A 26501-nucleotide genomic window follows, 5' to 3' on the forward strand; every position below is an offset into this window, starting at 1 on the left:
GTGGTCAGGTCCCGACCGGGCCTGCCAAACTCAACCACGGTTTGACACGAATTTGCAAACCAATGGTTTCCCGACGCGGGTTTCAGCCCCCCTGCGCCGGCCCGCCATCCTCATAGCCGAAAAATTGCGCCATTTCGATCACGTGATCGGCGAACCCGACCCCATCCTCGCGCCAGGGCAAAGGCCCGCTCAGCCGCTCGGGCTTGATGGTGTAGGGCCGCAGGGCCGGGTTGTCCTGGTAGCTCGGGTCGCCCCCCCATTGGGCATTCTGTGGCCCGGGCCGGGCGAAGGGCGAGGTTTCGGGGTGCTTCATCGCCTCGATCGCCGCAGGGCCCGTATCCACCCCGAGCCAGGCGCAGATCCGCGCCAGCCAGGTGTCGGGATCGGCCAGCAGGTCCTCGCCGCGCAGCCGCATCTGCCGATCCGCCGGAATGGTGTCGAGGAAGTTCAGCAGCCGCTCATGGGCCTCGAACCAATGCACCTGCGGATCCAGAACCGGCGGGTCCATGCGCCGGTCCCAGGAGTCGCCCACGGGCGAGCGCAGGATCATCGTGTACCACTTCGCGTCGATCATCGACCGGCCGGCGGACATCGGGTGGCGGGTGATGTGGATGTATTTCGCCCCGGGCAGGATCTGCTCCTGCCGGAACGGAAAATGCGCATCCGCCGCGATTGCCGGGCTTTTCTCGACGATCGCTTTCGGCGCCACCATGTCCTGGAGCGCCGCCATCAACTCCCGCGTGGTCATGTCCCGGTTTGCGTGCAGAAAGGCGCGCATCTCCTCCACGCCCCTTGCGGTGACCTCGCCAAACTCCAGCTGCGCCATGGCCCGCACAATCCCGTGGGCCAGCCCGTTGCGACCGCCCATGGTCATGGCCAGAAACTCCCCCACCGTGTCGCCCAAGGCCAGGTTCAGCTCCGGCATCCCGTAATGTTGCGGATGCTGGCCAAGCATCCCCGCGGCAACGGTCGTGAAAGAGCGGCCGGGGCCAAGCAGAACGACGGGATCGGGCATGAAATCAACCTCTGAAATGGGGCGCACCGGGGCCGGGCACCGAAAATCCTGGATAAACGCACAGAACCACAGCCCCCGTGCTGCGCAAAGCGCCGGGACCGGAATTCGCGGCAAACGGGACAAACTGTGGCAGCCCCGCGCGCCCGGACCGCGCCGCACTGCCGGTTCTGGCACGCCCCGGTTAACAAATCCCCGCACCCCCAACGCAAGACGCCGCGCCCCGGGGGGCACGGCGTCCGGGTCTTGACCCTAAGAGAGCCTAGTGGGCCTTTTTCTTCTTCGGCGGCATCAGGTCGGTGATCGTGCCCTCGAACATCTCGGCGGCGAAATTCACCGTCTCCGACAGGGTCGGGTGCGGGTGGATGGTGTGGCCCAGATCGACCGCATCCGCGCCCATTTCGATGGCCAGCGCCACCTCCGAGATCAGATCGCCCGCATTGGTGCCCACGATGCAGGCCCCGATCACCCGGTCGTCCTCGGGGTCGAACAGCAGCTTCGTAATCCCCTCGGACCGGCCATTGGAAAGGGACCGCCCCGACGCCGCCCAGGGAAAGACCCCCTTCTCGTAGGCGATGCCCTTGGCCTTGGCGTCGGTCTCCGTCACGCCGCACCAGGCGACCTCAGGGTCGGTATAGGCCACGGAGGGGATCAGCCGCGCATCGAAATGGCGGTTGTGACCCGCGCAGACCTCTGCCGCGACCTTGCCCTCATGCACCGCCTTGTGCGCCAGCATCGGCTGGCCCACCAGGTCACCGATGGCGAAGATATGCGCAACACCCGTGCGCTGCTGGCTGTCCACGGCGATGAAGCCGCGCTCGTCCACGGCGACCCCGGCCTTCTCGGCATCGATCAGCGCGCCGTTCGGCTTGCGCCCCACGGCCACGAGCACCTTGTCGAAGGTGTCCGTGGTGAGCTCACCCTTGGCGTCCTCGAAAGTGACCTTCAGCCCCTTCTTGAGCGCCTCGACCCCGGTCACCTTGGTCTTGAGCAGGATGTTCTCGTACCGGCCCTCGATCCGCTTGTGCAGCGGCTTGACGATGTCCTTGTCGGCCCCCGGCATCAGCTGATCCATGAACTCGACCACGGTGATGTCCGAGCCCAGCGCATCATAGACACAGGCCATTTCCAGCCCGATGATACCGCCGCCCAGGATCAGCATCCGCTTGGGGATGTCCTTGAGCTCCAGCGCGCCGGTGCTGTCGATGATCCGGTCATCCTCGGGCAGAAACGGCAGGTTCACCGGCTCGGAGCCTGCCGCGATGATGCACTGGTCGAAGCTGACCGTCGTGACGCCATCCTCGCCTTCCACCGCGATCATGTTCGGCCCGGTGAACTTGCCATAGCCGGTGACGACCTCGACCTTGCGGCCCTTGGCCAAACCGCTCAGGCCGCCGGTCAACTGACCGATCACGCTGTCCTTGAAGGCGCGCAATTCGTCCAGATCCACCTTCGGCTTGCCGAAACTGACGCCGTGCGCGCCCATCTCTTCAGCCTCGGTGATGACCTTGGCGACATGCAGAAGCGCCTTGGACGGAATACAGCCGACGTTGAGGCAGACCCCACCCAGAGACGGGTAGCGCTCGATCAGAACCACCTTCTTGCCCAGATCCGCCGCCCGGAACGCCGCGGTGTAGCCCCCGGGGCCGGAGCCCAGCACCACCACCTCGCCATGCACATCCCCCGGGCCGGTCGCGGTACCGGTCGCGGCCACGGCCTCGGGGGCAGCGGCGGCTGCGGGGGCCTCATCAGCCCCTTTCGGGGCTTCTTCGGCGCCTGAACTCTCGAACACCATGATCACGGTGCCTTCCGAGACGTTGTCGCCCTCGGCCACCTTGATCTCCTTGACGACACCGGCGGCCGGTGACGGCACCTCCATGGTCGCCTTGTCACTCTCCAGCTCGATCAGCGGGTCTTCCTCGGCCACCGTGTCGCCCACGGCCACAAGGATCGAGACGACCGGCACATCGGTGAAATCCCCGATATCGGGTACTTTAATGTCCATCGGTCCGTCTCCTTACCACATCAACTTGCGCATATCGCCGAGCAGGGTCTTGAGCGTCACGCAGAACCGCGCCGCCAGGGCCCCGTCCACCGCCCGGTGGTCATAGCTCAGCGAGAGCGGCTGCATCAGGCGCGGCACGAACTCCTCGCCATTCCAGACCGGCGCCATCTTCGAGCGTGTCAGGCCCAGGATCGCCACCTCGGGTGCGTTGACGATGGGCGTGAAGGACGTCCCGCCAATCCCGCCGAGCGACGAGATGGTGAAGGTCGCGCCCTGCATGTCCGGCCCCTTCAACTCACCCGCACGGGCCTTGGCCGACAGCTCCATCAGCTCCTTGGAAATCTCCACCAGCCCCTTGCGGTCCGCATCCTTGATCACCGGCACCATCAGCCCGTTGGGCGTGTCCGCCGCAAAGCCGATATTGTAGAACGCCTTCTTGATCAGCTTGTCGCCGTCGGGATGGATCGAGCTGTTGAATTCCCAATGGGTCTTCAATGCCGAGACGCTCGCCTTGATCACGAAAGACAGAAGCGTCACCCGGTAGCCGTCTTCCTTGGCCTGGGTGTCCATCTCCTTGCGGTACTTGTCGAGATCGGTGATGTCCGCCTCGTCGTTATGGGTGACGTGCGGGATGTTCAGCCAGGACCGGTGCAACGCAGGGCCGGAAATCTTCTTGATCCGCGGCATCTCCACGTCCTCGACCGGGCCGAATTTCGAGAAATCCACCACCGGGATCGGCGGAATACCCATGCCCCCGGACGCAGCCCCCCCCTTGGCGGGTGCAGGCGCCGTGCTGGATTTCAGATAGGCGGTCACATCCTCGCGCAGGATGCGCCCCTTGCGGCCGGTGCCGTTGACCTTGCTCAGATCGATCTCCAGGGACCGGGCGAAGGCCCGCACCGAGGGGCTCGCATGGGCCTTGCCGAAGCCCGCATCGGTCACCGGCGCAGGCTTGGGGTCGGTGGGGGCCGCGGGCGCGGCAGCGGACGGGGCCGCGGGCGCCGAGGCGGCTGGTGCCGAAGGCGCCGGCTCCGAGGCGCCCGCCGCGCCATCTTCGGCCTCCATCATCATGATCAGCGTACCTTCGGAAACGGTATCGCCCTCGGCCACCTTGATCTCGACCACCTTGCCCGCAACGGGGCTGGGCACTTCCATGGTCGCCTTGTCGCTCTCCAGTTCCAGCAAGGGGTCTTCTTCGGCGACCACATCGCCGACCGAAACCAGGATGCTGACCACCGGAACATCGGTGAAATCGCCGATATCGGGCACGTTTACTTCGATTGCCATTGTCTTGTCCTTCTCATTCCCTGGCATCCGCCGGCCCTGTCCCGCGCCGCGCGCAGGCCGGGCCGGACGGACGCGTCCCGATCACACCAGACGGGGGTTCGGCTTGTTGCTGTCGATCTCGTACCGGGCGAGCGCCTTTTTCAGCACCGCATCGGTGACGGTCCCCTGCCTGTGCAGCGCGACCATGGCCGCGGCGGCGATGTGGTTGGAATCCACCTCGAAGAACCGGCGCAGGTTGACCCGGCTGTCGGACCGCCCGAACCCGTCGGTGCCCAGGACCGTGAAGTCCTGCGGCACGAACGCGCGGATCTGTTCGGCATAGTTCTTCATGTAATCGGTGGCCGCGATGACCGGTCCGGTCACCCCTTCAAGCTGTTGCGTGACAAACGGCACCTTCTGATCTCCAAGGGGGTCGAGCCGGTTGGCCCGTGCGCAATCCTGCCCGTCGCGGGCCAGCTCGTTCATCGAGGTCGCCGACCAGATGTCCGAGGTCACGCCGAAGTCTTCCTTCAGCATCTCGGCCGCCTTGATCGCCTGCACCAGGATCGTGCCCGACCCCATCAGGTTGACATGCTTCTTGTTCGGCTTGGCGGTTTTCGAGAACCGGTAAAGCCCCTTGATGATGTCCTCTTCTACACCCATCGGCATGTCCGGATGGGTGTAGTTCTCGTTCATCAGCGTCAGGTAGAAATACACGTCGTCCTGCTCGACATACATCCGCTTGAGCCCGTGATGGACGATCACCGCCACCTCGTAGCTGAAGGTCGGATCGTAGCTGATGCAGTTCGGGATGGTGCCCGCCAGGATGTGGGAATGCCCGTCCTCGTGCTGCAGCCCCTCGCCGTTCAGCGTCGTGCGCCCGGCGGTGCCGCCCAGCATGAAGCCCCGCGCACGGCTGTCGCCCGCGGCCCAGGCCAGGTCGCCGATCCGCTGGAACCCGAACATAGAGTAGTAGATGAAGAACGGGATCATCGGCACGCCGTGGTTGGAGTACGACGTGGCCGCCGCGATCCAGTCGGCCATGGCCCCGGCCTCGTTGATGCCCTCCTGCAGGACCTGTCCCGTCTCGCTCTCCTTGTAATAGGACATCTGGTCCCGGTCTTCGGGGATGTAGGTCTGCCCCATCGGGTTGTAGATCCCCACCGAGCGGAACAAGCCTTCCATCCCGAAGGTGCGGCTCTCGTCCGGCACGATCGGCACGACCTGCTTGCCGATGTTCTTGTCGCGCAAGAGCGTCGTCAGTATCCGCACGAAGGCCATGGTGGTCGAAATCTCACGCGTGCCGGTGGATTTCAGCTCCTTGCCGAACGCCTCCAGCGCAGGGATCTCCAGCTTGGGGGTGTCGCGCCATTCGCGCTTCGGGAACTCGCCGCCCAGCTCCTTGCGCCGCTCCAGGATATAGGCCTTCTGCGCGTTGTTCAGCGCCACGAACGGGGCCTTGCCGACATCCTCGTCGCTGACAGGGATCTTGAACCGGTCGCGGAAGGCGCGCAACTGCTCCTCGTTCATCTTCTTTTGCTGGTGGGTGGTGTTCTGGCCCTCGCCGGCCGTGCCCATCCCGTGACCCTTCACGGTCTTGACCAGCAGACAGCTCGGCTGCCCCTTGGTCTCGGTCGCCTTCTTGAACGCGGTATAGACCTTTTGCGGATCGTGCCCGCCCCGGCGCAGCGCCCAGATCTGCTCATCGGTCCAGTCCTCGACCAGCGCCGCGGTCTCGGGATACTTGCCAAAGAAATGCTTGCGGATATAGGCGCCGTCCTTGGATTTGAACGTCTGGTAATCGCCGTCCACGGTCTCGTCCATCAGCTGGCGCAACCGGCCCGAGACGTCTTTCTCCAGCAATTCGTCCCAACCCTTGCCCCAGAGCAGCTTGATGACGTTCCAGCCCGCGCCGCGGAAGTCGCCTTCCAGCTCCTGCACGATCTTGCCATTGCCGCGCACCGGTCCGTCGAGCCGTTGCAAGTTGCAGTTGATCACGAAGATCAGGTTGTCCAGCCCCTCGCGCACCGCGAGGTCAATGGCGCCCCGGCTTTCCGGCTCGTCCATCTCGCCATCGCCCAGGAAACACCACACCTTGCGGTCGGCCATGTCGATGAGGCCCCGGCTGTGCATGTATTTCATGAACCGCGCCTGGTAGATCGCCATGAGCGGGCCGAGCCCCATCGACACGGTCGGGAACTGCCAGTAGTCCGGCATCAGCCAAGGGTGCGGATAGGATGACAGGCCGGACCCGTCGACTTCGGAGCGGAAATTTTCCAGCTGCTCCTCGCTGATCCGGCCTTCCATGAAGGACCGCGCATAGATCCCCGGGATCACATGGCCCTGGAAGAACACGAGATCCCCACCGTGGATCGCCGATTTCGAGCGCCAGAAGTGGTTCAGACCCACGTCATACATCACCGCCGAGGACGCAAAGGACGCGATATGCCCGCCATATTCCGAGCTGACCTTGTTGCGGCGCACGACCGTGGCCATGGCGTTCCAGCGGTTGATGGTGCGGATCCGCCATTCCATCTCCAGGTCGCCGGGGAAGTCGTACTGGTCATCGGCGGGAATGGTGTTCTGGTAGGGCGTGGTGGCCGAGAACGGCAGGGTCGCGCCCGCCGCGCGGGCCTGCTGCACCGCCTTGTCCAGAAGGTAATGGGCGCGATCCGCGCCGTCCCGGGCGATCACATCCTCGATGGCTTCCTGCCATTCCTGGGATTCCACCGGGTCGATATCGTGCTTGGTGTCCGTCATGATCCTCTGTCCCTTGGTCCGGACTCTGCGGCCCAGCCATTTCGTTCAGCATTAAATTAATCGCTGTAACCGGATGGGAATTTCCTCCTCCCTCCCGCTCGACCCCCACCGGGGCCGTGCGATCAACGCATGCCGCGTGATGATATGTGGATAACACGGGGGTCGTTAGGTCAGAACCCCTGCCAGATGCATAGCGCTACGCAGCTGATGCATACCAATGGTTCAACATTAAACTTCCTCCCGTTTTGCGCCGTAATGCTTGCACTTCGACATCTTCCCGATCCCGGGATTCATGGAATTCGTCGGATCCACGCTCTTGTAGAACGCAGCAAGGTCCGGTTTGGCTCCATAAAGATGTCCGACATTGTGCTCGGCGGGGTATTCCGCACCCCGTTTGTCAAGCAATTCAAGCATTTCCGCCTTCAGCGCCTTCACGTCGACGCCCTTCTTGACGATGTAATCCTGGTGCAGAACGTGGCACATGAAGTGCCCGTAATAGAGCTTGTGCACCAGCTTGTCCGCGATATGCGGCGGCAGTTCTTCGAGCCAGGCACGCTCGTTCCGCTTCAAGGCAATATCCAGCGCAAGGATATCCTCCACCTGGTCCGCATGGATGTTTTGGTACCGGATCGCCGCACCGGCGGCGGCAAACCGGTGCAGCCCGGCGATCTTGCCCTCCTTGGCCGTGCACTCGAAATAATCGCCACCCCGCCCCGCGAAGAACGCGCCCAGGAAATCGCGCGCCTCGTCGATCCCCTCGTCCCGCATCTTCAGAATCAGGTGATGCTCGAACCGGTCGCGATACGCCATCATCCGCTTGGGGATCAGCCGGGGCACCACGGCACTGGCAAGCTGCATGAACTTGTCGGTGAACCCGCGCGTCAACGCGAACTTGTTCAGCCGCGCATCCACCGCCCCCTTCATGGCAAAGAACATCGGCAGCTTGTCGGTGCCGAGCCAGTTGATCATCATCACCGTGTCTTTCCCGTACTTCTCGGAGATGTCGAAAATCTCTCTGGCCATGTATTCGGCCGACACCGGTAGGGATTTGAACTCCGCCAGCATGTGCCGGCGCAGCTCGGTCAGTTCATCGGGGTCATTCGTGCCGATATAGAACACCTGCTCGGCGTCGTTCTTGGGGTAGGTGTCGAGCCGCACGGCGAACACCGCCAGCTTGCCCGCGCATCCCGCCGCCTCGTAAAGCCGCCGCTTGTCGGCGTTGAACCGGGCGGGCGTGTCGGCCTCCACATCGCGCACGCGGGTGGCGTATTCGGTATCCGAGGCCTGCTTGTTGGAATACTCCACATCTGCGTCGGCGAACCTGCCCTCCTGCAACCGCGTCAGGATCTCTTCGGGCGTCTCGCCGAGGTTGATGCCGAGGTGATTGACCAGCTCCAGCTGCCCATCCGCCGTGATCTGCGCAAAAAGCGACAGCTCGGTATAGGACGGCCCCCGCTCGATCAGCGCGCCGCCCGAATTGTTGCACACCCCGCCGACGATCGACGCCCCGATGCAGGACGACCCGATCACCGAATGGGGCTGCCGGCCCAGGGGGGCCAGCAGTTTCTCCAACGCGAACAGGGTCGCACCCGGCAGGCTCACCACCTGCCGCCCACCGTCCAGCACCGTCAGCTGGTCCATCCGCCGGGTGTTGATCAGCACCACGTCCCGGTCATACCCGCCATTGGGGGTCGACCCCTCGGTCAGCCCGGTATTGGCCGCCTGCATGATGACGATCTTGTCCGCCTTCACGCAGGCCTGCAGGACGCGCCACTGCTCCAGGATGGTGCCGGGCTGGACCACGGCCAGCGCCTCGCCCTCGCCCGATCGAAACCCCTTGCGGAACCGCTCGGTCTTGCGCGGGTCGGTCATCAGGTGCCGGGCCCCGACGATCCCGCGCAGGGTTTCGATCAGATCTGCGTCGGTCATGCGTCCAGCCTCCATCAGTAGGCCACCGACGGCAGCCAGGTTGCGAGCGCAGGCAGCAGGAACACCAACGCCAACCCCGTGAGCTGCAGCAGGACAAACGGGATGATCCCCTTGTAGATGTCCAGCAGCTTGATCTCCGGCGGGCAAACTCCCTTGAGATAGAACAGGGCAAACCCGACCGGCGGAGTCAAGAATGATGTCTGCAAGGTGACTGCGACAAGAATGACGAACCACACCAGCGTCGGCTCATCCAGCACCCCGAAACCGGGGATATCCATGCCCAGCGCGTTCACGATGGGCCGCATCAGCGGCAGCACGATCAGCGTGATCTCGATCCAGTCCAGAACGAAGCCCAACAGGAACACGATGAACAGGATGAACAGGATCGTGCCGTTGGGGCCCAGCCCCGTGGCCGCGATCATGTGCTCGATCAACGCGTCCCCGCCCAGCTCGCGCAGGACGTAAGAGAACACCGTCGCCCCGAGGAAGATCGCGAAGATATAGGCGGTGGTGTTGAAGGTCGACACCAGCACATTGACCAGCTTGTGCAGGGTCAGCTTCCGATACCCCAGCGCCAGCAGGGTCGCGCCCAGCGCGCCGATGCCCGAAGCTTCGGTCGGCGTGCAGATACCTGCGAAAATCGACCCCAACACCGCCAGGATCAGGCCCAGCGTCGGCAGCACCGCGACCATCACGTCCTTGACCGCCTGCCAATCGGGCGATTGCGCACCCTCCGGCACCGGGGCCACGTCGGGCTTCAGGTACGAGATCACGAAGATATAGACCAGGTAGAGCCCCCCGATGATCACCCCCGGGAACACCGCGGCCATGAACAGATCGCCCACCGACAGCGCCATCTGGTCCGCCATGATGACCAGCATGATCGACGGCGGAATGAGGATGCCCAGGGTGCCCGAGGCCGACACGACCCCCGCGGCCAGGCGCGGCGAGTATTTCTGCTGCATCATCGCCGGCAGGGACAGAACCCCCAGCAGCACAACGGATGCCCCGATGATCCCCGTGGAGGCCGCAAGGATGATCCCGATCATCGTCACCGTGATCGCCAGCCCTCCGCGCGTCTTGCCGAAAAGCCGCTGCATCGAGGTCATCAGCCGCTCCGCGACCCCGCTCTCGTCCAGCATCAGCCCCATGAAGATGAACATCGGCAGGGCCACCAGAACCGCGTTCGACATGGTCGCATAGACCCGGTTCACCGTGGCGCCCAGGGTCAGGTAATCCAGCCCCGTGAGCGTGCCTTCCAGCCCGGTCCACAGCATCAGGTCGTTGTCGAACAGGAACGCGAGCCCGCAATAGGCCACACCCACCCCCGACAGCACCCAGGCCACCGGGTACCCGGTGAACAAGAGCGCGATGAAGGTGATGAACATCGCCACCACCAGCTTCTCTTCCGTCGTCTCCACCAGGAAACTCAGACCGAAGCCCACGACCGCGAAGGCCAGCAGCGCCATCAGCACCACACCCAGCCCGCGGCCCGGACGTTCATCCTCGTACCCGACCCAGAGCGCATGGGCATCATGGATCAACCGCGCCACTGCCGCGATGCCCAGCAAAACGAAACTGATGGGAATGATCGCCTTGAACGCCCAGCGCAGGGGCAGACCCGTGGGGCTGTCGGAGCGCTCGTTCACCCGGTAGCTCTCGTAAAAATAATCCCAGCCCTGGTCCACCATCAGGTAGATCAGCGGCACCAGCAGGAACAGGATGCCCAGCACCTCGATGATCCGCTGGGACCGGCGGCTGAGTTGCATGTGCAAGAGATCGACCCGCACATGGCTGTCCGTGACCAGCGCGTAGGAGATGCCGATCATCGTCACCGCGCCGTAGAAATGCCACTGGATCTCGTCCAGCTTGGGGAAGTTCTGGTTCAGCAGGTAGCGGAACAGCACCTGCGCCACGATGGCGGCAATGAGCGCGATATTGGCCCACATCACCACATGGCCCACGCCCTTTACCGCATTGTCCAGCGCCACCGCCACCGGCTGCCTGTCGCGCTCCTCGTGTTCGAGAATATGCTCGTAGGTTTCGAGCGGGTCCTCGATCTGGGGGATGTCCACCGCCATCGTTCCTCTCCTCTGGTCCTTGAATGGCGGACGCATCTGTCCAGCCGGATTTGTGCAACTGTCTGAAAAATCAGGAAATCAGGAGGGGCGACGCCACATGGGCGCCGCCCCGGGCCACGGTCAGTCCCGCGGCAGGAAGGCGTTGCGCTTCCACAGAGCGTAGCCGTCGCGGAACGTGGTCATGTCCGCCAGTACCTTGGCGAAGAATTCATCGTTCGCGGCTTCTTCTGCGGCCACCTCGTCCCAAGTCGCCCGGAACAGCTCTAGCATCTCCGGCGACCACTGCTTCATCTCGACACCGTTCTTTTCCACGTTGTCGATCAGCGCCGCGTGCTGGATCGCCTCACCCTCGGCGAAGCTGTCGGCCATGGACGCCTTGCAGGCGCTCTCGATGATCGCCTTGTGCTGCTCGCTGGCGTCGTTCCAGACGTCCTTGTTGATCATCAACTCGAACACGGTCGCCTGCTGGTGCCAGCCGGGGAAGTAGTTGAACTTCACCAGCTTGTGGAAACCGAGCCGTGCATCGATGGCGGGCATCGAGAACTCGGTCGCGTCGATGGCGCCCTTCTCCAGCGCCGGGAAGATCTCGCCGCCGGGCAGCAGCGATGTGGCCACGCCCAACTTCTGCATCACCTTGCCGCCCAACCCGAAGAACCGCATCTTCAGCCCGTTCAGATCTTCGGCCGACGTGATCTCCTTGGCGAACCAGCCCGAGGTTTCGGGCGCCAGGATCGCGCAGGGCAGCACATGCACGTTGTAGCCGGCCTGGTCATACATCTCCTGATAGAGATCCATGCCGTTGCCGTAATAGAGCCATGCCATGTACTCGCCCGCCTCGGGGCCAAAGGGCACAGCCGAGAACAGGGGGGCCGCCGGGATCTTGCCCGCCCAATACCCGGCGGTGGTGTAGCCGGAGTTGATCTTGCCCGAGGACACCGCATCCAGGATCTCGAAGGCCGGGACCAGCTTGCCGGGCTCGTACACCTTCATCTTCAGCGTTCCGCCGGACATGGTCGCCAGCGCATCGGCCACCCGCGGGATCGGCGTGCCCAGCCCCGGCAGGGCCGTCGAGAACGCAATCGGGGTCTTCAGCAGCATCTTGTCGGCGGCATGGGCCATGGGCGCGGTCAGCATCGTCGCCGCGGCCAGCAGGCAGGTCAGGGTCTTTTTCATGTTTCCTCCACGAGTTTTTTCGGCCCTCCGGGGTCTTGCATCGGGGCCAGTGTCAGGGCCGGTGCCGGGATCGTTTTCCGCCACCTTGCCGTGGTTCATAAACTTGACCATCCCCTTGCGGCAAACTTTATTTACCGGCCGCGACAATTCGTGCGCATGGCCCCTCTGCACCGGGTGCATGGCTCTGAGCCCGAAAAATAAGGTATATTTTTTGCCCTCATTTCCCTAACCCCCTTGGTATGCAACGGTATTCCCCAGCTGACCCCAGGCAAGCAACCCTTGAAGTCACACCCAAAAGGACAATATTATTTACCGGACCCCCGCGCCGCCAAACGCTACCGGAGACCGCCCATGCCCACCGATCCGCACATCTTCCAGCCCATCGACCACGATTCGGTCGCCGACGCCGTGGTCACGCAGATCGAGGATCTGATCGTCTCCCGCGTGCTGCGCCAGGGCGCGCGCCTGCCCGCCGAACGGGACCTGGCCGAGGCCCTCGGCGTCTCCCGCCCCAAGCTGCGCGAGGCGCTCAAACGGCTGGAGGACGAAGGCCTGCTGGAGACCCGCAAGGGCGAAGGCTCCTTCGTCGCGCAACTGACCAATACCGCCATGTCCCCGGCGCTGCTGGACCTGTTCTCCCGCCATGGCGAGGCGTTCTTCGAGTACCTCGAATACCGCAAGGAACAGGAGGCCTTCGCCGCCCGTCTCGCCGCGGAACGCCACACCGATTTCGACGCCCAGGCGATCTCGCAACACCTAGCGAACATGCGCATAGCCCAGGACCGCGACGATGCCCGCGCCTCCATGGAAAGCGACATCGCCTTTCACTCGGCCATCGTCGACGCATCGCACAACACCATGCTCAGTCACATGATGTCCTCGATCTACGAGCTGACCCGCCGCGGCGTGTTCTACAACCGCGACTACCTGCGCGCCATCGACGGCACGGGCGAGATGCTGCTGGCCCAGCACGAGGCGATTGGCGCCGCCATCCTCGCCCGCGACCCCGACGCCGCCGAGGCCGCCGCCCGCGCCCATATCGACTTTGTCGGCGCCTCGTTCCGCAAGGGCGAGGAACAGCAACGCCGCGAAGCGCTCGCCGAGAAACGCTACGCCCTGACCCGGCCCGCCTGACGTCCGCTCGACGCGCCCCGCCCCCGCCCTAGCTCTGGTCCAGACCGGAAAGGACAGGCATGGCCCTCAACGCGATGACAGTTTCCGCGGGCACCGCCCTCGACGTGCTCCGCACCGCCTGGGCGGCGCAGCGCGCCGGGCGCCTGACGGCGGCCTACATGCTCCACGGCGCGCCCGGGGTCGGCAAATCCCAGATCGTGGCGCAACTGGCCGAAGAAATCGGCGCGCGCCTTTTCGATCTGCGCCTGACCACCATCGAGCCGCAGGATCTGCGCGGCCTGCCCTATTACGACCACGACGCCCGCAAGACCGTCTGGTACCGCCCCGAGGACCTGCCGGACGACCCCGACGCGCCCTCGGTGCTGTTTCTCGACGAACTCACCGCCGCGGCGCCCAGCCTGCAACCCACGGTCTATGGCCTGCTGCAGGAACGCCGCGTGGGCCAGCACCGCCTGCCCGACAGCGTGTTCCTCGTCGCTGCCGGAAACACGGTCGAGGACGGCGCCATCGCCTACGAGATGGGCAGCGCGCTGTCGGACCGGCTGGTGCATCTGCACGTCACCGCCTCGGCCACCGACTGGCTGGAAAACTTCGCCGTCCCCCGCGGCCTGCACCCGGCCGTCATCGCCTTCCTGCGCAGCCGCGGCGATCTTCTGTCCACCGGGGCCGCGGCCCAGGAACGCGACGAGATCATCGCCGCCACCCCCCGCGCCTGGGAACGGGTCAGCGACATCCTCCGCGCAGTGCCCGACCGCCGCCAGCGCAACATCCTCGTGGCCGGCACCGTGGGCGAGGCGATCGGCGCCGAATTCGCCCTCGTGGCCGACGAGGTCGCGGCCTCGGTCAAGATCGAGGAGTTGCTCGCCACCGACCGGGGCCGCCGCGCGCCACTCTATCCCGACACGATGCACGGGCTGCACGCGCTGGTCTACGGGCTGATCGGCGCGCTGACGGCCCAGACCGCGCCGCGCATCATCGAATGCATGGCCGACCTCGCCACCCTGCCCGATGCGCGCCCCGAGCCGGTCTTCCGCACCCTGCCGCTGGAAGAATTGCGCACCCACGGGTTCGAGTTGCTGATCCAGCAGGCGCTCGCCCGCGACCTCGCCGACGCCTTCCTCGACAGCCCGGTCTATGCCGACTACGCCCGCGCGCGGGAGGATGCAGGCCTCGCATGAGCCGCGCGCAATCCCACAGCCGCCGCGCCACCCATGCGCTGCAAAAGCTGTCGGAGGCCGATCCGGCGCTCGCCGCTCTCGCGCTCTGGTGCGCCCACCGCGACGCCGATCTTGCGGGCGACCTGCCCGCCGACAGCGACGGGCACACCATCCGCTACGCACCCGGCTTCGCGGCGCTGTCGCTGCCGGAGCAGATGGGCCTCTGCGCCCACCACATCCTGCACATCGCCCTGCGCCATTCCGCCCGCAGCGAAACGCTCCGCCTGCGGCTCGGACCCGGCTTCGATCCGGACCTCTTCGGCATCGCCGCCGACATCCTGATCAACGAAACCCTGCTGCAGGCGGGCTATATCCAGCCCCGCCCCCATGTCAGCCACGCCACCGTGAAACGCGAGCTTGGCATCGACAGCCCCGCCGACCTGCTCCGGAGCTTCGACGCCGAACGCCTCTTCACGGAGATGCGCCGCGACGCCGCCGCGAAGCCCGAGGGCCAGGGCAAGACCGACAAGATCAAGGCCATGGCGGGCGCGGACGGCTTTCGGCCCGACATCGCCCCCAGCCCCACGGGCGAGGACGGCGACGAGGACACGCCCGAGGCCCGCGATTTCGAGTGGCGCCAGCACCTCGCCCGGGCGCTGGAGGCCGGCAAACTGGCTGGCCGGGGGATCGGCGCGCTCGGCTTCCGGCTCGCCGACATCCCCGAGACCACCACCCCGTGGGAGGTGATCCTGCGCGGCCTGCTGGACCGCGCGACACGGGCCGACCCGCGCCGCAGCTTCCGCCGCCCCGCGGGCCGCTGGGTCGCGGGCGAGGCCGAGGCGCGCGCACGCGGCCGCCCCGTCCCGGTCTTCGAGCCCGCCCTGCAGCGCGAGACGACCCAGCCCCGGATCGTGCTGGCCATCGACAGCTCCGGCTCGGTCACCGGCGATCAGCTGGCCCATTTCGCCGCGCAAATCGCCCGGATCGGGCGCCGGGTGCTGGCCGAGATCCACGTGCTGATCTTCGACGAGACCGTGCAATCGGCCCACAAGATGCGCGGCACCCACTGGGCCGCGACCCTGGCGGGCTGGGACTTCGCCCGCGACGGTGGGACGAGTTTCGTCGATGTGCTGGAACGCGCCGCCGCGCTGACCCCCTCGGCGGTCGTGGTGCTCACCGATCTCGACGGCCCCATGGGCGCCGCACCCGGCCGCGCCCCGGTAATCTGGGCCTGCCCCAAACCACCCGAGAGCCCCCCACCCTTCGGTCGCGTGCTGGTGCTGGACCGCTGACAGGGCGCGCACGCCTCTCCTTCTTTTGTGCAAAAATACTCACGACACGCCGCCCGCCGGCCCAAAGCGACACAAGCGTATCGCCGGGCCGCGGTGCGGCGCTTCACCATCCCATAGGATACGCCAGCGCAGGACAAGGCGCAGCCGCCGCGCACCGCCGGGCCGCCCACCGGCACGGCGATCCGGATGGGCCTGTGCTGCCGCAGGCTCGTCGTCCCATGGTGGCCCCATATACCGCGCCGCACGGCCCGAGGATCGCCGTACCGCGCCCCGCCGCCGCGCTCTGTCGTATCAAGGGGCAAACGTCGCGCCGCGAAACCGTCCTTACCCCCGCGCCCGGGCCATGGCCGCCAGCCGCTCATGGGCGGAGACCGCCGCGGGGTCGAAGGACACGCTCCATTCCAGCTTGTTCTGGGCAAGGCTCGCCAGTTGCAGCTGCTGCTCGGTCAACTCGGCGTCGAACAGGGTCTCGGCCAGCATCGCCCGCTCGGCGGCGTCGAGTTCGAGGAACCGCGGGCTCTCCCCGCCCATTTGCACCGACACGAAGGTCAGCTGCGGCACCCGCACCAGACCCGACTGCTCGATCACGAGGTGCAGCTCCCCCCGGGTCATCCCGCGCGCCGCCGCCACCCGCGCCAGCACCATGCGCGCCCGGCTGCGGAACAGGTCCATGGCCCGGGCGATCTCGGTCTCGCTGGCCAGCGCCCGGCGCTTGTCGCGGTCCGACACGGTCAGCACATAGGTCTCGATGATCAGCACGAAGCCGAACATCGCCAGCGGCGCCTGGCTGAGCGCCAGCGCCCAGTCGGGCCGCGCCAGCATCATCAGCGGAAAGGGGATCAGCGCGATCACGTAGCGCGTCAGGGATTTCTCGAACACGATCCGCCAGAACAGTTTCGAAAACCAGCGCCCGCGCGGATAGACCATCGCGCCCAGCGACAAGAGCTTGCGCGGCACATAGGTGGTGTCGAGCGTGCGGCGGCCGACGACGGTCTCCGGGGTGACGACGAAGATCATGGGCGCGCCCTCCCTGGCGCCAAGGGGCCATGTACGCCGCGAAACGGCTCTGTCGAGGGCTCAGGCCAGCAGGGCGTCGATCTCGGCGCGGCTCGGCATGGACGGCCCCGCGCCGGGACGGGTGACCGAGATCGACGCGGTCGCGCAGCCGAAGCGCAGGGCCGAGGCGGTGTCCTGTCCCTCGGCCAGGGCCGTCGCCAGCGCCCCGTTGAACGCATCGCCCGCGCCCGTGGTCTCGACCACCGGCCCAGGGGTGAAGGCGGGCTGGTGGATGGTCTGCGTGGCGCTACGATAGAGAACGCCCTGCGCGCCGAGGGTGACGATCACAGCCCCCGGGCCCCGCGCCAGCAGGGCATCGGCGGCCCGCACCGCGTCGTCGGGGCCGGTGACGGGGTGGCCGGTGAGCGCCTCCGCCTCGGTCTCGTTCGGCGTGACGATATCGCAAAGCGCCAGCAGCGCGTCGTCGAGGGGGGCTGCGGGGGCGGGGTTGAGGATCGTGGTGACACCGGCAGCGCGGGCGATCTCGAGCCCGCGGCGGGCGGCGGGCATGGGCTGTTCGAGCTGCGTCAGAAACACGCCCGCCCCGCCGATCATCTCCGCCTGCGCGTCGAGGTCCGCAGGGCCGAGCAGCGCCGCCGCCCCCGGAGCCACGATGATCGCGTTGTCGCCGGTCGCCGGGTCGACATAGATATAGGCCGCCCCGGTATAGCTGGCCGGATCGCGCGGCGCGGTGGCCCGCACCCCCGCCTCGGCCCAGATCGCCGCGGCCATGTCGGCAAAGGCATCCTCCCCGAGGCGTGTCAGAAACCGTGCGTCGCCGCCGGATTTCGCCGCGGCGATGGCCTGGTTGGAGCCCTTGCCGCCGGGGTTCAGCGCGAAGCTGTCGCCCAGAACGGTCTCGCCCATGCGCGGCGGGCGCGCGGCACGAAAGGCGCAATCGGCCACGAAGATACCCAGAATGACGATCGGTTTGCCCATGATGCTCTCCCCTTGCCGCGCCAGTCTAGCGCGCGGGCGGCGGGGCGCAATCGCATGGGAGGTTAACAGGTGGCATGGATCGGGATCGGAATTTGCCGACAAGTTTTTCCGGGAAATCCGGGGGGATCAAGGGGATACAGAGATTTGTTTCGCGCGCGAAACATTACGAGTCTTGAATAGGTTAACGGCCCAGGGAACAAGGATTTTCGAAAATCCTTGGCCGCCCGGCAGGCCTTGGCCCGCCGGGCGCGGGTCGGTCCGTCAGGACCGACACCGACTTGCGATCACTTCAACGACGCCATGAAGGCGTTCACCTCGTCGAGGGAGATGTATTCCTGCTCCGTGATGCCCTCTTCGGTAAAGCTCCAGATCACCGCAGGGGCCGACACGTCGCCGTTCTCGTCGAACTGCACGTTCCCGGTCGCGCCCTGGTAGAACACGTCGCCGCCACTGCTGAGCACCTCGACAGCCGCGGCGAAACCGGCGCCATCGGCGCTGATCGGTGTGCCTTCGGGGTTGGTCACACGGCCCACTTGCGCGGCGATCTCGGCGCCCGAGGCCCCCTCGCCCGCCGCCTGCATTGCCAGAAGCGCGATCATTGTCGCGTCATAGCTGTTGGCGAGGCCCGGGCCGGTCGGCGCGCTCTCGAACCGTTCGGTATAGCGGGTCACGAAGGCATCCGCGGACTCTGCGCGCGGCGAGGCGGTGTCGGTGCCCAGGGTGTTGCCCAGGAATTGCAGCCCGACATTCTCGGCAAACTCGTCGGACTTCAGGGAATTCGCCACGATCATGTTCTGCGTCCCGCCGAGCGACAGCCATTCGCGCACCGCCGCGATCCCCTCCTTGGGATAAAGCGCAAGATAGATCGCCTCCGGCTGGCCCTGCAGCGCCTCGGTCACCTCGGCGCGGTAGGAAGGTTGGCCGTCATTCAGCGCGACCGACCCCGTGACCTCGATCCCCAGCGCTTCGAGATCCGCGGCCACCAGCTTGCCGATGTCCTGGCCCCAGTCGTCGTTCTTGTAGAAGATCGCCACGGATTTGTAGCCCCGGTCCGCGGCCACCTTGGCGCCCATGGCCGCCTGCACGCCCGACGTGGCAAAGGTGCGGAACCACAGCCCCTCGGTCTTGCCCTCGGCGGCGAGTTGGGTGAAGGCGGTGGAGGACGAACAGCACGACATCTGCATCACGCCCGCAGGCAAGGTCACCGAAGTCAGGATCGGCATCGACACACCCGACGACACCGCGCCCAGCAGCACCCGCACCCCGTCGAGATCCACCAGCGCCTTGGCCGCGTCCACGCCGACCTTCGGGTCGACTTGGGTGTCGCGCAGCACCATCTCGATCTGGCAGCCGTTCACACCGCCCGCCTCGTTTACCTGATCGACAGCAAATTGTGCCGTGGCCGCGATGGGCTTGCCCCAGTCGACGGAGGTCGGCAGCACCGCGCCGATCTTGGTGGTGCAGGCACTGGCGGCCCCGGCGGTGACGAGCACGCCGAGGGCAGCCCCGAGCATGAGCCCCGTCCGGGCGAGAGTGGTCGTTTTCATGGAAGTCTCCCTATTTTTATCTGTCGGTTTGGCCGGATTGTGACACAACCAGCCGCTCTGGGAAGAGGCCTTGGGGCCGCCAGAGCAACATGCCCACGATGACGCATCCGATCAGCACGAACTGGATCGATCCAGTGTAAAGCTGGACCTCGATCGGTGCGAAGCGCGACAGCGCCCATCCGCTGGCGGTCCAGGCGCCCCAGATCAGGAACGCCCCCGCGATGGCGCCGCGATTGTTGCCGGCACCGCCGACGATCAGCATCGCCCAGATCTGGAAGGTCAGGATCGGCAGGACATCCTGCGGACTGATGAAGGCGTAGAAGGTGGCATAGAGCGCGCCCGCCAGCCCCAGGATCACCGAGCCGATCACGAAGGCGGTCAGGCGGATCCGGTCGGGGGATTTGCCAAGGGCCCGAGCGGCTGTTTCATCCTCGCGGATCGCGCGCAGCAGCCGTCCGAACGGGCCGCGGATCAGGCGCTCGAGCCCGAGATAGGTGGCGATCAGGGCGGCGAGCACGAAGGCGAAGAAGGCCGCGTTATAGGCCAGCCCCGGCGGGATCGTGTCGGCGAGCGGACGCTCGAACCCCCGCAGGCCCGAGGCGCCGCCGGCCAATCTTTGCGCGTTGCGCACCAGGTTCTCGAAGGCGACCGCGACCCCGAAGGTGGCGATGGCGAGGTAGTCATGCCTGAGCCGGATGGTCAGCAACCCGACGAGCCAGGCGAGGAGGCCCGCGATCACGAGCCCGCCGAGCAGCGCCAGCCCGTAGGGCAGCCCGAAGCCGCCGAGATGCGCCGCCTGGGGCGTGCCGCCGAGGATCAGCGTGGCGTAGCCGCCCGCCCCGAAGAAGGCCACGACGCCCCCGTTGAAAAGCCCCGTATTGCCCCAGTGCAGGTTCAGCCCCAGCACCGCGATCGCCAGGATGCTGGCGATGGTCGCGAAGAACACCAGGTAGGACACCAGCCCGATCATGTGGCGCGCGCCTCGCCGAAAAGCCCATGGGGGCGCAGGACCAGCACCGCGACAAGGATCAGGAAGGGCACCGAGGGGCTGTAGCCCGAGGGCAGCACCACAAGTGCGAGGTTCGCGGCGATCCCCACCAGGAACCCGCCCAGGACCGCGCCATAAATGCTGCCGATGCCGCCGACGATGGTGGCCGCGAAGATCGGCAGCACGAGGTCGCGCCCGATCACCGGCGTGATCTGGTTGGTCAGCCCGTAGAACACGCCCGCCGCCGCGGCGAGCGTGCCGCCGAGGATCCAGATCAGCGCCACCATGCGTTGCAGGTTTATGCCCGACACCTGCGCCAGCACCGGGTTCTCGGCCACCGCGCGCAGGGAGTAGCCGAAGGTCGTGCGTGACAGCACGAGGTGCAACACGACCATGATCGCCAGCGCGGCGACAAGGGTGAAGACCTGGTCGGGTTTCACCAGGATCAGCGGATCGCGACTGAGCACGGTGGCGAAAACGATGTCGTCGGAATAGAGTTGCGTGTTCAGCCCGAAGCCCAGCCCGATCAGGTTGCGGATCACCATGGCCACCCCGAAGGACGCAAAGACCATGGACAGCTCGCCCCCCTTCTCGCGCACGCGTTTGAAGATCAGCCGGTCGATGGCGATGGCCGACAGGCCCGTCAGGGCCATGGACGCAACCGTGGCAAGGCTGAGCGTCCAGGTCAGGCTGAGGGGCGGGATCGCGGTTTGCAGAGCGGGCAGCAGGGCCGAGAACAGCGCGTCGAACACAAGTGCTGCATAGGCGCCGATGCTGAGGAGTTCCGCGTGGGAGAAGTTGGCAAAGCGCAGCATATGCATGGTGAGCGTCAGCCCGATCGCGCCCAGGGACAGGATCGCGCCCACGAGGATGCCGTCGAGCAGGTGCTGGATCATGAAGCCACCCGTTTGCCGCCGAGATAGATCTGGCCCACCACCGGATCGTCCAGCAGGTCGGCCGCCGGGCCGTCGATCTGGTTGCGGCCATCGGCGAGGATGTAGCAGTGATCCGACAGGCGCAGGGCCTGTTTGACGTTCTGTTCCACCAGCAGGATCGTCACCCCGGTCTCGGTCAGCGCACGGGCGTGTTCCAGCACCTCCTGGGCCGCCTTGGGCGCGAGGCCCGCAGACGGCTCGTCCATCAGGATCACGCTCGGGGCGGTGGCCAGCGCCATGGCCACGGCGAGGAATTGCCGCTGCCCGCCCGAGAGCGCCCCGGCCTTGTCGCCGAGCTTGTCGGCCAGCACCGGGAACTGATCGAGCAGCCCCGCGCGGCGGGCGGGGGCGTCGGCGCGCACGTGGCGCAGCACCAGGTCGAGGTTCTCGCGCACCGTGAGCGTGCGGAAGATGTTGTCGGACTGGGGGACATAGGCGATGCCGTGGCGCGCCAGAAGGTCCGGGCGCAGGCCGGTGATCTCGGTCTCGGCGGCGATGGTGCCGGAGGTGACCGGCACGAGGCCCGCGATGGCCTTGATCAGGGTGGATTTGCCCGCCCCGTTCGGGCCGATGATCACTGTGACCCTGGCGGCGCGGGCGCGCAGGGACACGCCGTGCAGGATCGGCAGGCCGGGGCGATAGCCCGCGACCAGGTCGGTGATGGTGAGCGCGTCAGCCATGGGCCTGGGCCCCGAGATAGGCGTCGAGCAGCACGGGATCGGCCAGGGCCTGTTCCGGCGTGCCCTCGAAGATCACGCGCCCCTGGCCCAACGCGATCACCGGGGTGCAGTGCTGCATGACGAAATCCATGTCATGCTCGATGATCACGAAGGTCGTGCCCGTTCGGTTCAGCGTCTCGATCTTGTCGATCAGCACCTCGGTCAGCGCCGGGTTCACCCCCGCCGCGGGCTCGTCGAGCAGGATCAGGGTCGGATCGCCCATCAGCACCCGCGCGAGTTCCAGCAGTTTCATCTGGCCGCCCGAGATCTCTCCGGCGGCCTGGTCGGCGAGCTTGGCGAGGGTGACGAATTCCAGCACCTCCATCGCCTTTTGCCGGATCGCGTTCTCTTGCGCGGCCATGGCGCGGGGGTTGAGGAAGGCGCCCCAGACCCGCTCGCCGATCTGGGCCTTGGGGGCCAGCATGACGTTTTCGAGCACGGTCATGCGAGCAAAGGGGCGCGGGATCTGGAAGCTGCGGGCGAGCCCCGCGCGAAAGAGCGCGTCGGGCGGCTGGCCGGTGATGTCGGTGCCTTGCAGGGTGACGGTGCCGGAAGTCGGGCGCAGCGCGCCGGTGAGCACGTTGAAGAGCGTGGACTTGCCCGCGCCATTGGGGCCGATCAGCCCGGTCATGGTGCCGGGCGCGACCTCAAGCGACACTCCATGAAGTGCCCGGAATGGCCCGAAATCATGGGTCAATCCGTGGGTAGCGAGGATCGGCTCAGCCATCGGCCGCGCCCAGCACCGCGTCGTCGGGTTTGGTGTTGAGGTTGTATTTCATGATCCGGCCATGGCGGCTGGTGCGGTCCCGCTCCAACCCGTAGACCGGGCCGGTCGGGCCGTCGGCTTGCGCCAGGATTGCCGCCAGTGCCGCGCGGTCCTCGGCATCGAGGGCCAGGTCGAACACCTCCAGCGTGCGCGGCAGGTGGCGGGCATAGCGCGCCCCGACGATGGCCGCCGCGACCCCCGGCTGGTCGAGCACATGGCGCGTGGCGACGGCGCTGAGGCCCACGCCGTGCTTGTCGCCGATCGCCTTGAGAGTGCGCAGCAGGCTCTGGAAGCGGTCCCATCGGCCGAATTCATCGATGATCAGGCGATACTTGACGAGCGAGCGGTTCGCGAAGGCGAAGCCGGGGTCCGGGGCGCCGAGCCAGTGCTCGGTCAGGAACCCGCCCGCCAGGGTGCCGTAGCACAGAAGCTGCATGTCTTGGCCCGTGGCCCAGTCCGCCAGCCCGTTCGCGGGACGCGCGTCGAGGACGGAATACTGCACCTGGGTCGAGACCAGATCGAAGCCCGCCTCGGTGAAGCGCGCGGTCTCGGCGATGTCCCAATTGGTCACCCCGAGATTGCCGATCTTGCCCTTGGCCTGCTCGTCCTTGAGCACCGAGAGAGCGGCGACCGCGTCGCCCTGCCCCAGGTCCCACCAGAAGAACTGCACCAGGTCGAGCCGGTCGACTTGAAGGCGCATCAGCGAGCGGTCGATGATCGCCACCACCTCCTCGGGGCGCAGGTCCGCAAGCCGCCCGAGGTCCGGGACCAGCTTGGTATGCACGCAGACGCGGTCCGCCACCGAGGCCCCGCGGCGGCGGCGCAGATCGGCGATGAAGGCCCCGATCATCTCTTCGACGCCCACATAGATGTCGGCGCAGTCGAAGGTGGTGATCCCGGCGTCGAGAAACGCCTCCATATCGCGGATGGCGGCGTCGCGGTCCACGGATCCGTGATCTCCGGCCAGCTGCCAGCCGCCCTTGATCACGCGGCTGATCTCGTGATCGTGGCGCAGTTGCGCGGTCTCGGGGTTCATGGTTCGCCCTCCCAGTACGGGGTGCCGCGGGCGTCGGGGAGCCCGGTGGTGGCGGCATGGGCGAACCAGCGGCGGCCTTCGCGGATGATGCGAAAACGGCCGCCGCAATGGGGGTCCGGGCAGGCGACCTCGGCATCGGTGGACATCCAGTCGCCCGGTGCGGTCTCGCGCTGTTTCGCGGGCAGGAGCGGCAGGAGCGCGGCGAGCGCGTACATCGACACCCGGGTTCCGGGGTCGAAGACCAGCGTCTCGCCCTCCACCCGGAAGCTTTCGCCCGCCACGTGGCGGCAGACCGGCGCGCGCTCGGGGTCGAGCACGGTTTCCACCCGCAGGTCATAGAGCCAGACGCCCGCCTCGTCGCTGTTGTCCTGCATGTCCTCGCCTGCGTGATCTGTGATATCTTATCGTAGATAGGATATTCTTGACCTGTCAATCGGCCTGTGGTCCCCATAGGACACCCAATCGCCGGAGGCCCCCCATGTGTGCGCTCAACATTGCCCGGATCGACCCGGTTTCCCTGCGTGACACGGTGTATGCCGAGCTGCGCGGGGCGTTCACGCGCGGCGAGTTCGGCCCCGGCGACGCGGTCTCCCTGCGCGGGCTGGCCGAGATGCTGGGCACCTCGATGACCCCTGTGCGCGAGGCCGTGCGGCGGCTGGTGGCCGAGGGCGCGCTGGAGGATATGCCGAACCGCAGTCTGCGCGTGCCCGACCTGCCAGAGGCGCGCATCCGGGAGCTGTGGCGCGCGCGGCTGTCGCTGGAAGGGCTGGCGCTGGATCTCGCCATGGACCGGATGACCGATGCGGCCCGGGCCGAGCTGTCGGCGATCCTGACGCGCGAGGGGCCGCAGCCGGACCTGCAGCAGAATTACGACTTCCACCTGACGCTTTACCGGCAGAGCGAGAGCACGGTGATCCTGCCGCTGATCGAGGCGCTCTGGCTGCAATACGGCGCCTGTTTGCATTTGGTGATGCAGCACCCGGACGCCCGCGAGATCGCGCAGCATACGCACCACCTGGAATTGCTGGCGGCATTGGAGCGTGGCGACCGGGCGGCAGCGCAGGCGGCGCTGGCCCGCGATATCGGCCGCAGTTTCGGGGTCTTGCTGCCGGAGGGCGTGGCATGAGCGCGCCGGACCGCGCGCGCCTGGGCTCGCTGGAGATTTCCCGCGCCCTGACCGGGCTTTGGCAGGTGGCGGATATGGAAAAGGACGGTGCGGTTTTGGACCCTGAGCGGGCCGCGGACGCGCTTGGGGCCTATGCGGCGGCGGGCTTCGACAGTTTCGACATGGCCGATCATTACGGCAGCGCCGAGATCATCGCCGGGCGGCTGCTTGCGCGGGGCACGCAGGCGACAGTGGCGACCAAGTGGTGCCCGCCCCCCGGGCCGATGAGCGCAGAGGTCGTGCGCGCGGGCGTGACCGAGCGGCTGGACCGGCTCGGCGTGGACCGGGTCGATCTGCTGCAGTTCCATTGGTGGAGCTTTGCCCATCCCGCCTGGCTCGACGCGCTGCACGAGATGGCGCGGCTGCGCGACGAGGGGCTGATCGGCGAGATCGGGGTGACGAATTTCGACGCGGCCCACCTGGCGCTGGCGGTGGCGGACGGGGTGCCACTGGTCTCCAACCAGGTGTCGTTCTCCCTGCTCGACCGGCGCGCGGCGGGGCCGCTGGCCGAGGTCTGCGCGGCGACCGGCGTGCGCCTGCTGGCTTACGGCACGCTCTGCGGCGGGTTCCTGTCGGAGCATTGGCTGGGTGCGCCGGACCCGGCCGGGATCGGCGACTGGTCGAAGATGAAATACCGCCGCTTCATCGCGGCAGCGGGCGGCTGGGACGGGTTCCAGCGGCTGCTGGCAGCGGCGGCGGAGGTCGCGGCCCGGCACGGGGTGTCGGTGGCCAACGTGGCGACCCGCTGGGTGCTGGCGCAGCCCCATGTGGCGGGCGTGATCATCGGCGCGCGGCTCGGTGAGCGGGCCCATATGGCCGACAACGCCCGGCTCTTCGGCTTTGCGCTGGATGCGGCGGACCGCGCCACGCTGGAGGCCGGGTTCGCCGCCACCAGCCCGGTGCCTGGAGATTGCGGCGACGAGTACCGCAAGCCCCCCTTCCTGACCGCCTCGGGAGATCTCAGCCACCACCTGTCGGAGATGCCAAGCGCCGTGCGCGCCCGCCCGGGCCCGCGCGGGCCGCTGGTCACCACGGGCACGGAGTGGGAGGAGATCGCGGGCTACGCAAGGGCGCGGGCCGATGGCGACACGATCCGGGTTTCGGGCACCACGGCGACGGCGGGTGCGGACCGGGTCGTGGCCCCGGACGACGCGGGCGCGCAGACGACCTTCATCCTCGACCGGATCGGGGCGAGCCTCGACGCCCTCGGCGCCCGCCTCGAAGACGTGGTGCGCACCCGGATCTACATCACCGATGCGCGGGACGTCGAGGCGGTCTCCCGCGCCCATGGCCGGGTCTTCGGCGCGATCAAGCCCGCCAACACGCTGGTGGTGGTGGCCGGCCTCATCGGCGGCTACCGGGTGGAGATCGAAGCCGAGGCCCATCGCCCGGCCTCCTGAACCCCCGTCTCGGGCCCCAGCCCGCGCGGCCCCCTTCATCTGTGTCAAAATACTCCGGGGGCGCGCGGCCCCGCCGCGCGGGGGCAGCGCCCGCCCCCGGCGACGTGCGCAGCACGGCGCAAAATCCAATCACGCGACGTG

21 protein-coding genes are annotated in these 26501 nt (G+C 66.9%); 5 read left to right on the forward strand and 16 right to left on the reverse strand.

The window, feature by feature from the left end; genetic code table 11:
- Positions 1-82 precede the first annotated feature (82 nt).
- The 7 genes from DSHI_RS10015 to DSHI_RS10045 all read right to left on the reverse strand — a co-directional run bounded on the left by DSHI_RS10015 (position 83) and on the right by DSHI_RS10045 (position 12226).
- Positions 83-1015, reverse strand: a complete 933-nt coding sequence (locus tag DSHI_RS10015) for a sulfotransferase family protein (protein ID WP_012178635.1) — start codon at positions 1013-1015, stop codon at positions 83-85.
- A 259-nt stretch (positions 1016-1274) separates the two neighbouring features.
- Positions 1275-3017 (reverse strand): dihydrolipoyl dehydrogenase, encoded by a 1743-nt coding sequence (lpdA, locus tag DSHI_RS10020; protein WP_012178636.1) that lies wholly within the window; start codon positions 3015-3017, stop codon positions 1275-1277.
- 12 nt (positions 3018-3029) lie between these two features.
- Positions 3030-4304: a dihydrolipoyllysine-residue acetyltransferase gene (aceF, locus tag DSHI_RS10025; protein ID WP_044027752.1), complete on the reverse strand. Its 1275-nt coding sequence runs from the start codon at positions 4302-4304 to the stop codon at positions 3030-3032.
- Between the two features lie 81 nt (positions 4305-4385).
- Positions 4386-7043: a pyruvate dehydrogenase (acetyl-transferring), homodimeric type gene (aceE, locus tag DSHI_RS10030; protein ID WP_012178638.1), complete on the reverse strand. Its 2658-nt coding sequence runs from the start codon at positions 7041-7043 to the stop codon at positions 4386-4388.
- A gap of 228 nt (positions 7044-7271) precedes the next feature.
- A complete protein-coding gene (dld, locus tag DSHI_RS10035) occupies positions 7272-8972 on the reverse strand; it encodes a D-lactate dehydrogenase (RefSeq protein ID WP_044027754.1) in 1701 nt (566 codons plus the stop codon).
- Between the two features lie 14 nt (positions 8973-8986).
- Positions 8987-11053: a TRAP transporter large permease subunit gene (locus tag DSHI_RS10040; RefSeq protein WP_012178640.1), complete on the reverse strand. Its 2067-nt coding sequence runs from the start codon at positions 11051-11053 to the stop codon at positions 8987-8989.
- A gap of 120 nt (positions 11054-11173) precedes the next feature.
- Positions 11174-12226, reverse strand: coding sequence for a TRAP transporter substrate-binding protein (locus DSHI_RS10045; protein WP_044027755.1), 1053 nt, complete (start codon positions 12224-12226; stop codon positions 11174-11176).
- Between the two features lie 351 nt (positions 12227-12577).
- Between DSHI_RS10045 and DSHI_RS10050 the strand changes: the two genes are divergently transcribed.
- From DSHI_RS10050 to DSHI_RS10060, 3 genes are read left to right on the forward strand one after another with little or no spacing between them, the layout of a single operon-like run.
- Entirely contained in the window at positions 12578-13360 is a 783-nt protein-coding gene (locus DSHI_RS10050) for a FadR/GntR family transcriptional regulator (RefSeq protein ID WP_012178642.1), read from the forward strand.
- A 59-nt stretch (positions 13361-13419) separates the two neighbouring features.
- Positions 13420-14538, forward strand: a complete 1119-nt coding sequence (locus tag DSHI_RS10055; protein WP_012178643.1) for an AAA family ATPase — start codon at positions 13420-13422, stop codon at positions 14536-14538.
- Positions 14535-15809: a DUF2201 family putative metallopeptidase gene (locus tag DSHI_RS10060; protein ID WP_012178644.1), complete on the forward strand. Its 1275-nt coding sequence runs from the start codon at positions 14535-14537 to the stop codon at positions 15807-15809. Before DSHI_RS10055 ends, DSHI_RS10060 begins: the two co-directional genes overlap by 4 nt.
- Before the next feature lie 324 nt (positions 15810-16133).
- Here the strand turns inward: DSHI_RS10060 and DSHI_RS10065 are convergent, their stop codons facing one another.
- The 9 genes from DSHI_RS10065 to DSHI_RS10105 form a co-directional block, all read right to left on the reverse strand.
- Positions 16134-16826: a hypothetical protein gene (locus tag DSHI_RS10065; protein ID WP_012178645.1), complete on the reverse strand. Its 693-nt coding sequence runs from the start codon at positions 16824-16826 to the stop codon at positions 16134-16136.
- Between the two features lie 60 nt (positions 16827-16886).
- Entirely contained in the window at positions 16887-17804 is a 918-nt protein-coding gene (locus DSHI_RS10070; protein WP_012178646.1) for a ribokinase, read from the reverse strand.
- A 284-nt stretch (positions 17805-18088) separates the two neighbouring features.
- Positions 18089-19351 carry an ABC transporter substrate-binding protein gene (locus DSHI_RS10075; protein WP_012178647.1) on the reverse strand — a complete coding sequence of 421 codons (1263 nt, stop codon included), beginning with the start codon at positions 19349-19351 and terminating at the stop codon, positions 18089-18091.
- Positions 19352-19367: 16 nt separating this feature from the next.
- Complete coding sequence (locus tag DSHI_RS10080; RefSeq protein WP_012178648.1) at positions 19368-20321, reverse strand: branched-chain amino acid ABC transporter permease; 954 nt, start codon at positions 20319-20321, stop codon at positions 19368-19370.
- The gene (locus DSHI_RS10085; protein ID WP_012178649.1) at positions 20318-21235 is read right to left on the reverse strand and encodes a branched-chain amino acid ABC transporter permease; all 918 of its coding nucleotides are present in this window, start codon (positions 21233-21235) and stop codon (positions 20318-20320) included. Before DSHI_RS10085 ends, DSHI_RS10080 begins: the two co-directional genes overlap by 4 nt.
- Positions 21232-21954 (reverse strand): ABC transporter ATP-binding protein, encoded by a 723-nt coding sequence (locus DSHI_RS10090; RefSeq protein WP_012178650.1) that lies wholly within the window; start codon positions 21952-21954, stop codon positions 21232-21234. The genes DSHI_RS10085 and DSHI_RS10090 overlap by 4 nt, the downstream gene beginning before the upstream one ends.
- Positions 21947-22720, reverse strand: a complete 774-nt coding sequence (locus tag DSHI_RS10095; RefSeq protein ID WP_012178651.1) for an ABC transporter ATP-binding protein — start codon at positions 22718-22720, stop codon at positions 21947-21949. The genes DSHI_RS10090 and DSHI_RS10095 overlap by 8 nt, the downstream gene beginning before the upstream one ends.
- Positions 22713-23795 (reverse strand): aldo/keto reductase, encoded by a 1083-nt coding sequence (locus tag DSHI_RS10100; RefSeq protein ID WP_012178652.1) that lies wholly within the window; start codon positions 23793-23795, stop codon positions 22713-22715. The genes DSHI_RS10095 and DSHI_RS10100 overlap by 8 nt, the downstream gene beginning before the upstream one ends.
- Positions 23792-24169 carry a TIGR04076 family protein gene (locus tag DSHI_RS10105; RefSeq protein WP_012178653.1) on the reverse strand — a complete coding sequence of 126 codons (378 nt, stop codon included), beginning with the start codon at positions 24167-24169 and terminating at the stop codon, positions 23792-23794. Before DSHI_RS10105 ends, DSHI_RS10100 begins: the two co-directional genes overlap by 4 nt.
- Before the next feature lie 104 nt (positions 24170-24273).
- On the opposite strand from DSHI_RS10105, the gene DSHI_RS10110 reads away from it, so the two are divergent.
- Entirely contained in the window at positions 24274-24921 is a 648-nt protein-coding gene (locus tag DSHI_RS10110) for a GntR family transcriptional regulator (RefSeq protein ID WP_012178654.1), read from the forward strand.
- Positions 24918-26360 carry an aldo/keto reductase gene (locus DSHI_RS10115; RefSeq protein WP_012178655.1) on the forward strand — a complete coding sequence of 481 codons (1443 nt, stop codon included), beginning with the start codon at positions 24918-24920 and terminating at the stop codon, positions 26358-26360. The genes DSHI_RS10110 and DSHI_RS10115 overlap by 4 nt, the downstream gene beginning before the upstream one ends.
- The last annotated feature ends 141 nt before the right edge of the window (positions 26361-26501 follow it).

It is taken from the genome of Dinoroseobacter shibae DFL 12 = DSM 16493, from assembly GCF_000018145.1.
In the GTDB taxonomy this organism is placed as follows: domain Bacteria; phylum Pseudomonadota; class Alphaproteobacteria; order Rhodobacterales; family Rhodobacteraceae; genus Dinoroseobacter; species Dinoroseobacter shibae.

What these genes read in the sequence shown, in the direction of transcription:
- DSHI_RS10075 (WP_012178647.1), bottom strand. Translation starts at nt 19,351, where the DNA reads ATGAAAACGACCACTCTCGCCCGGACGGGGCTCATGCTCGGGGCTGCC.
- DSHI_RS10045 (WP_044027755.1), bottom strand. Translation starts at nt 12,226, where the DNA reads ATGAAAAAGACCCTGACCTGCCTGCTGGCCGCGGCGACGATGCTGACC.
- DSHI_RS10060 (WP_012178644.1), top strand. Translation starts at nt 14,535, where the DNA reads ATGAGCCGCGCGCAATCCCACAGCCGCCGCGCCACCCATGCGCTGCAA.
- DSHI_RS10100 (WP_012178652.1), bottom strand. Translation starts at nt 23,795, where the DNA reads ATGAACCCCGAGACCGCGCAACTGCGCCACGATCACGAGATCAGCCGC.
- DSHI_RS10070 (WP_012178646.1), bottom strand. Translation starts at nt 17,804, where the DNA reads ATGGGCAAACCGATCGTCATTCTGGGTATCTTCGTGGCCGATTGCGCC.
- DSHI_RS10065 (WP_012178645.1), bottom strand. Translation starts at nt 16,826, where the DNA reads ATGATCTTCGTCGTCACCCCGGAGACCGTCGTCGGCCGCCGCACGCTC.
- aceF (WP_044027752.1), bottom strand. Translation starts at nt 4,304, where the DNA reads ATGGCAATCGAAGTAAACGTGCCCGATATCGGCGATTTCACCGATGTT.
- DSHI_RS10055 (WP_012178643.1), top strand. Translation starts at nt 13,420, where the DNA reads ATGGCCCTCAACGCGATGACAGTTTCCGCGGGCACCGCCCTCGACGTG.
- DSHI_RS10040 (WP_012178640.1), bottom strand. Translation starts at nt 11,053, where the DNA reads ATGGCGGTGGACATCCCCCAGATCGAGGACCCGCTCGAAACCTACGAG.
- lpdA (WP_012178636.1), bottom strand. Translation starts at nt 3,017, where the DNA reads ATGGACATTAAAGTACCCGATATCGGGGATTTCACCGATGTGCCGGTC.
- DSHI_RS10015 (WP_012178635.1), bottom strand. Translation starts at nt 1,015, where the DNA reads ATGCCCGATCCCGTCGTTCTGCTTGGCCCCGGCCGCTCTTTCACGACC.
- DSHI_RS10050 (WP_012178642.1), top strand. Translation starts at nt 12,578, where the DNA reads ATGCCCACCGATCCGCACATCTTCCAGCCCATCGACCACGATTCGGTC.
- DSHI_RS10115 (WP_012178655.1), top strand. Translation starts at nt 24,918, where the DNA reads ATGAGCGCGCCGGACCGCGCGCGCCTGGGCTCGCTGGAGATTTCCCGC.
- DSHI_RS10105 (WP_012178653.1), bottom strand. Translation starts at nt 24,169, where the DNA reads ATGCAGGACAACAGCGACGAGGCGGGCGTCTGGCTCTATGACCTGCGG.
- DSHI_RS10110 (WP_012178654.1), top strand. Translation starts at nt 24,274, where the DNA reads ATGTGTGCGCTCAACATTGCCCGGATCGACCCGGTTTCCCTGCGTGAC.
- DSHI_RS10080 (WP_012178648.1), bottom strand. Translation starts at nt 20,321, where the DNA reads ATGATCGGGCTGGTGTCCTACCTGGTGTTCTTCGCGACCATCGCCAGC.
- DSHI_RS10095 (WP_012178651.1), bottom strand. Translation starts at nt 22,720, where the DNA reads ATGGCTGAGCCGATCCTCGCTACCCACGGATTGACCCATGATTTCGGG.
- dld (WP_044027754.1), bottom strand. Translation starts at nt 8,972, where the DNA reads ATGACCGACGCAGATCTGATCGAAACCCTGCGCGGGATCGTCGGGGCC.
- aceE (WP_012178638.1), bottom strand. Translation starts at nt 7,043, where the DNA reads ATGACGGACACCAAGCACGATATCGACCCGGTGGAATCCCAGGAATGG.
- DSHI_RS10085 (WP_012178649.1), bottom strand. Translation starts at nt 21,235, where the DNA reads ATGATCCAGCACCTGCTCGACGGCATCCTCGTGGGCGCGATCCTGTCC.
- DSHI_RS10090 (WP_012178650.1), bottom strand. Translation starts at nt 21,954, where the DNA reads ATGGCTGACGCGCTCACCATCACCGACCTGGTCGCGGGCTATCGCCCC.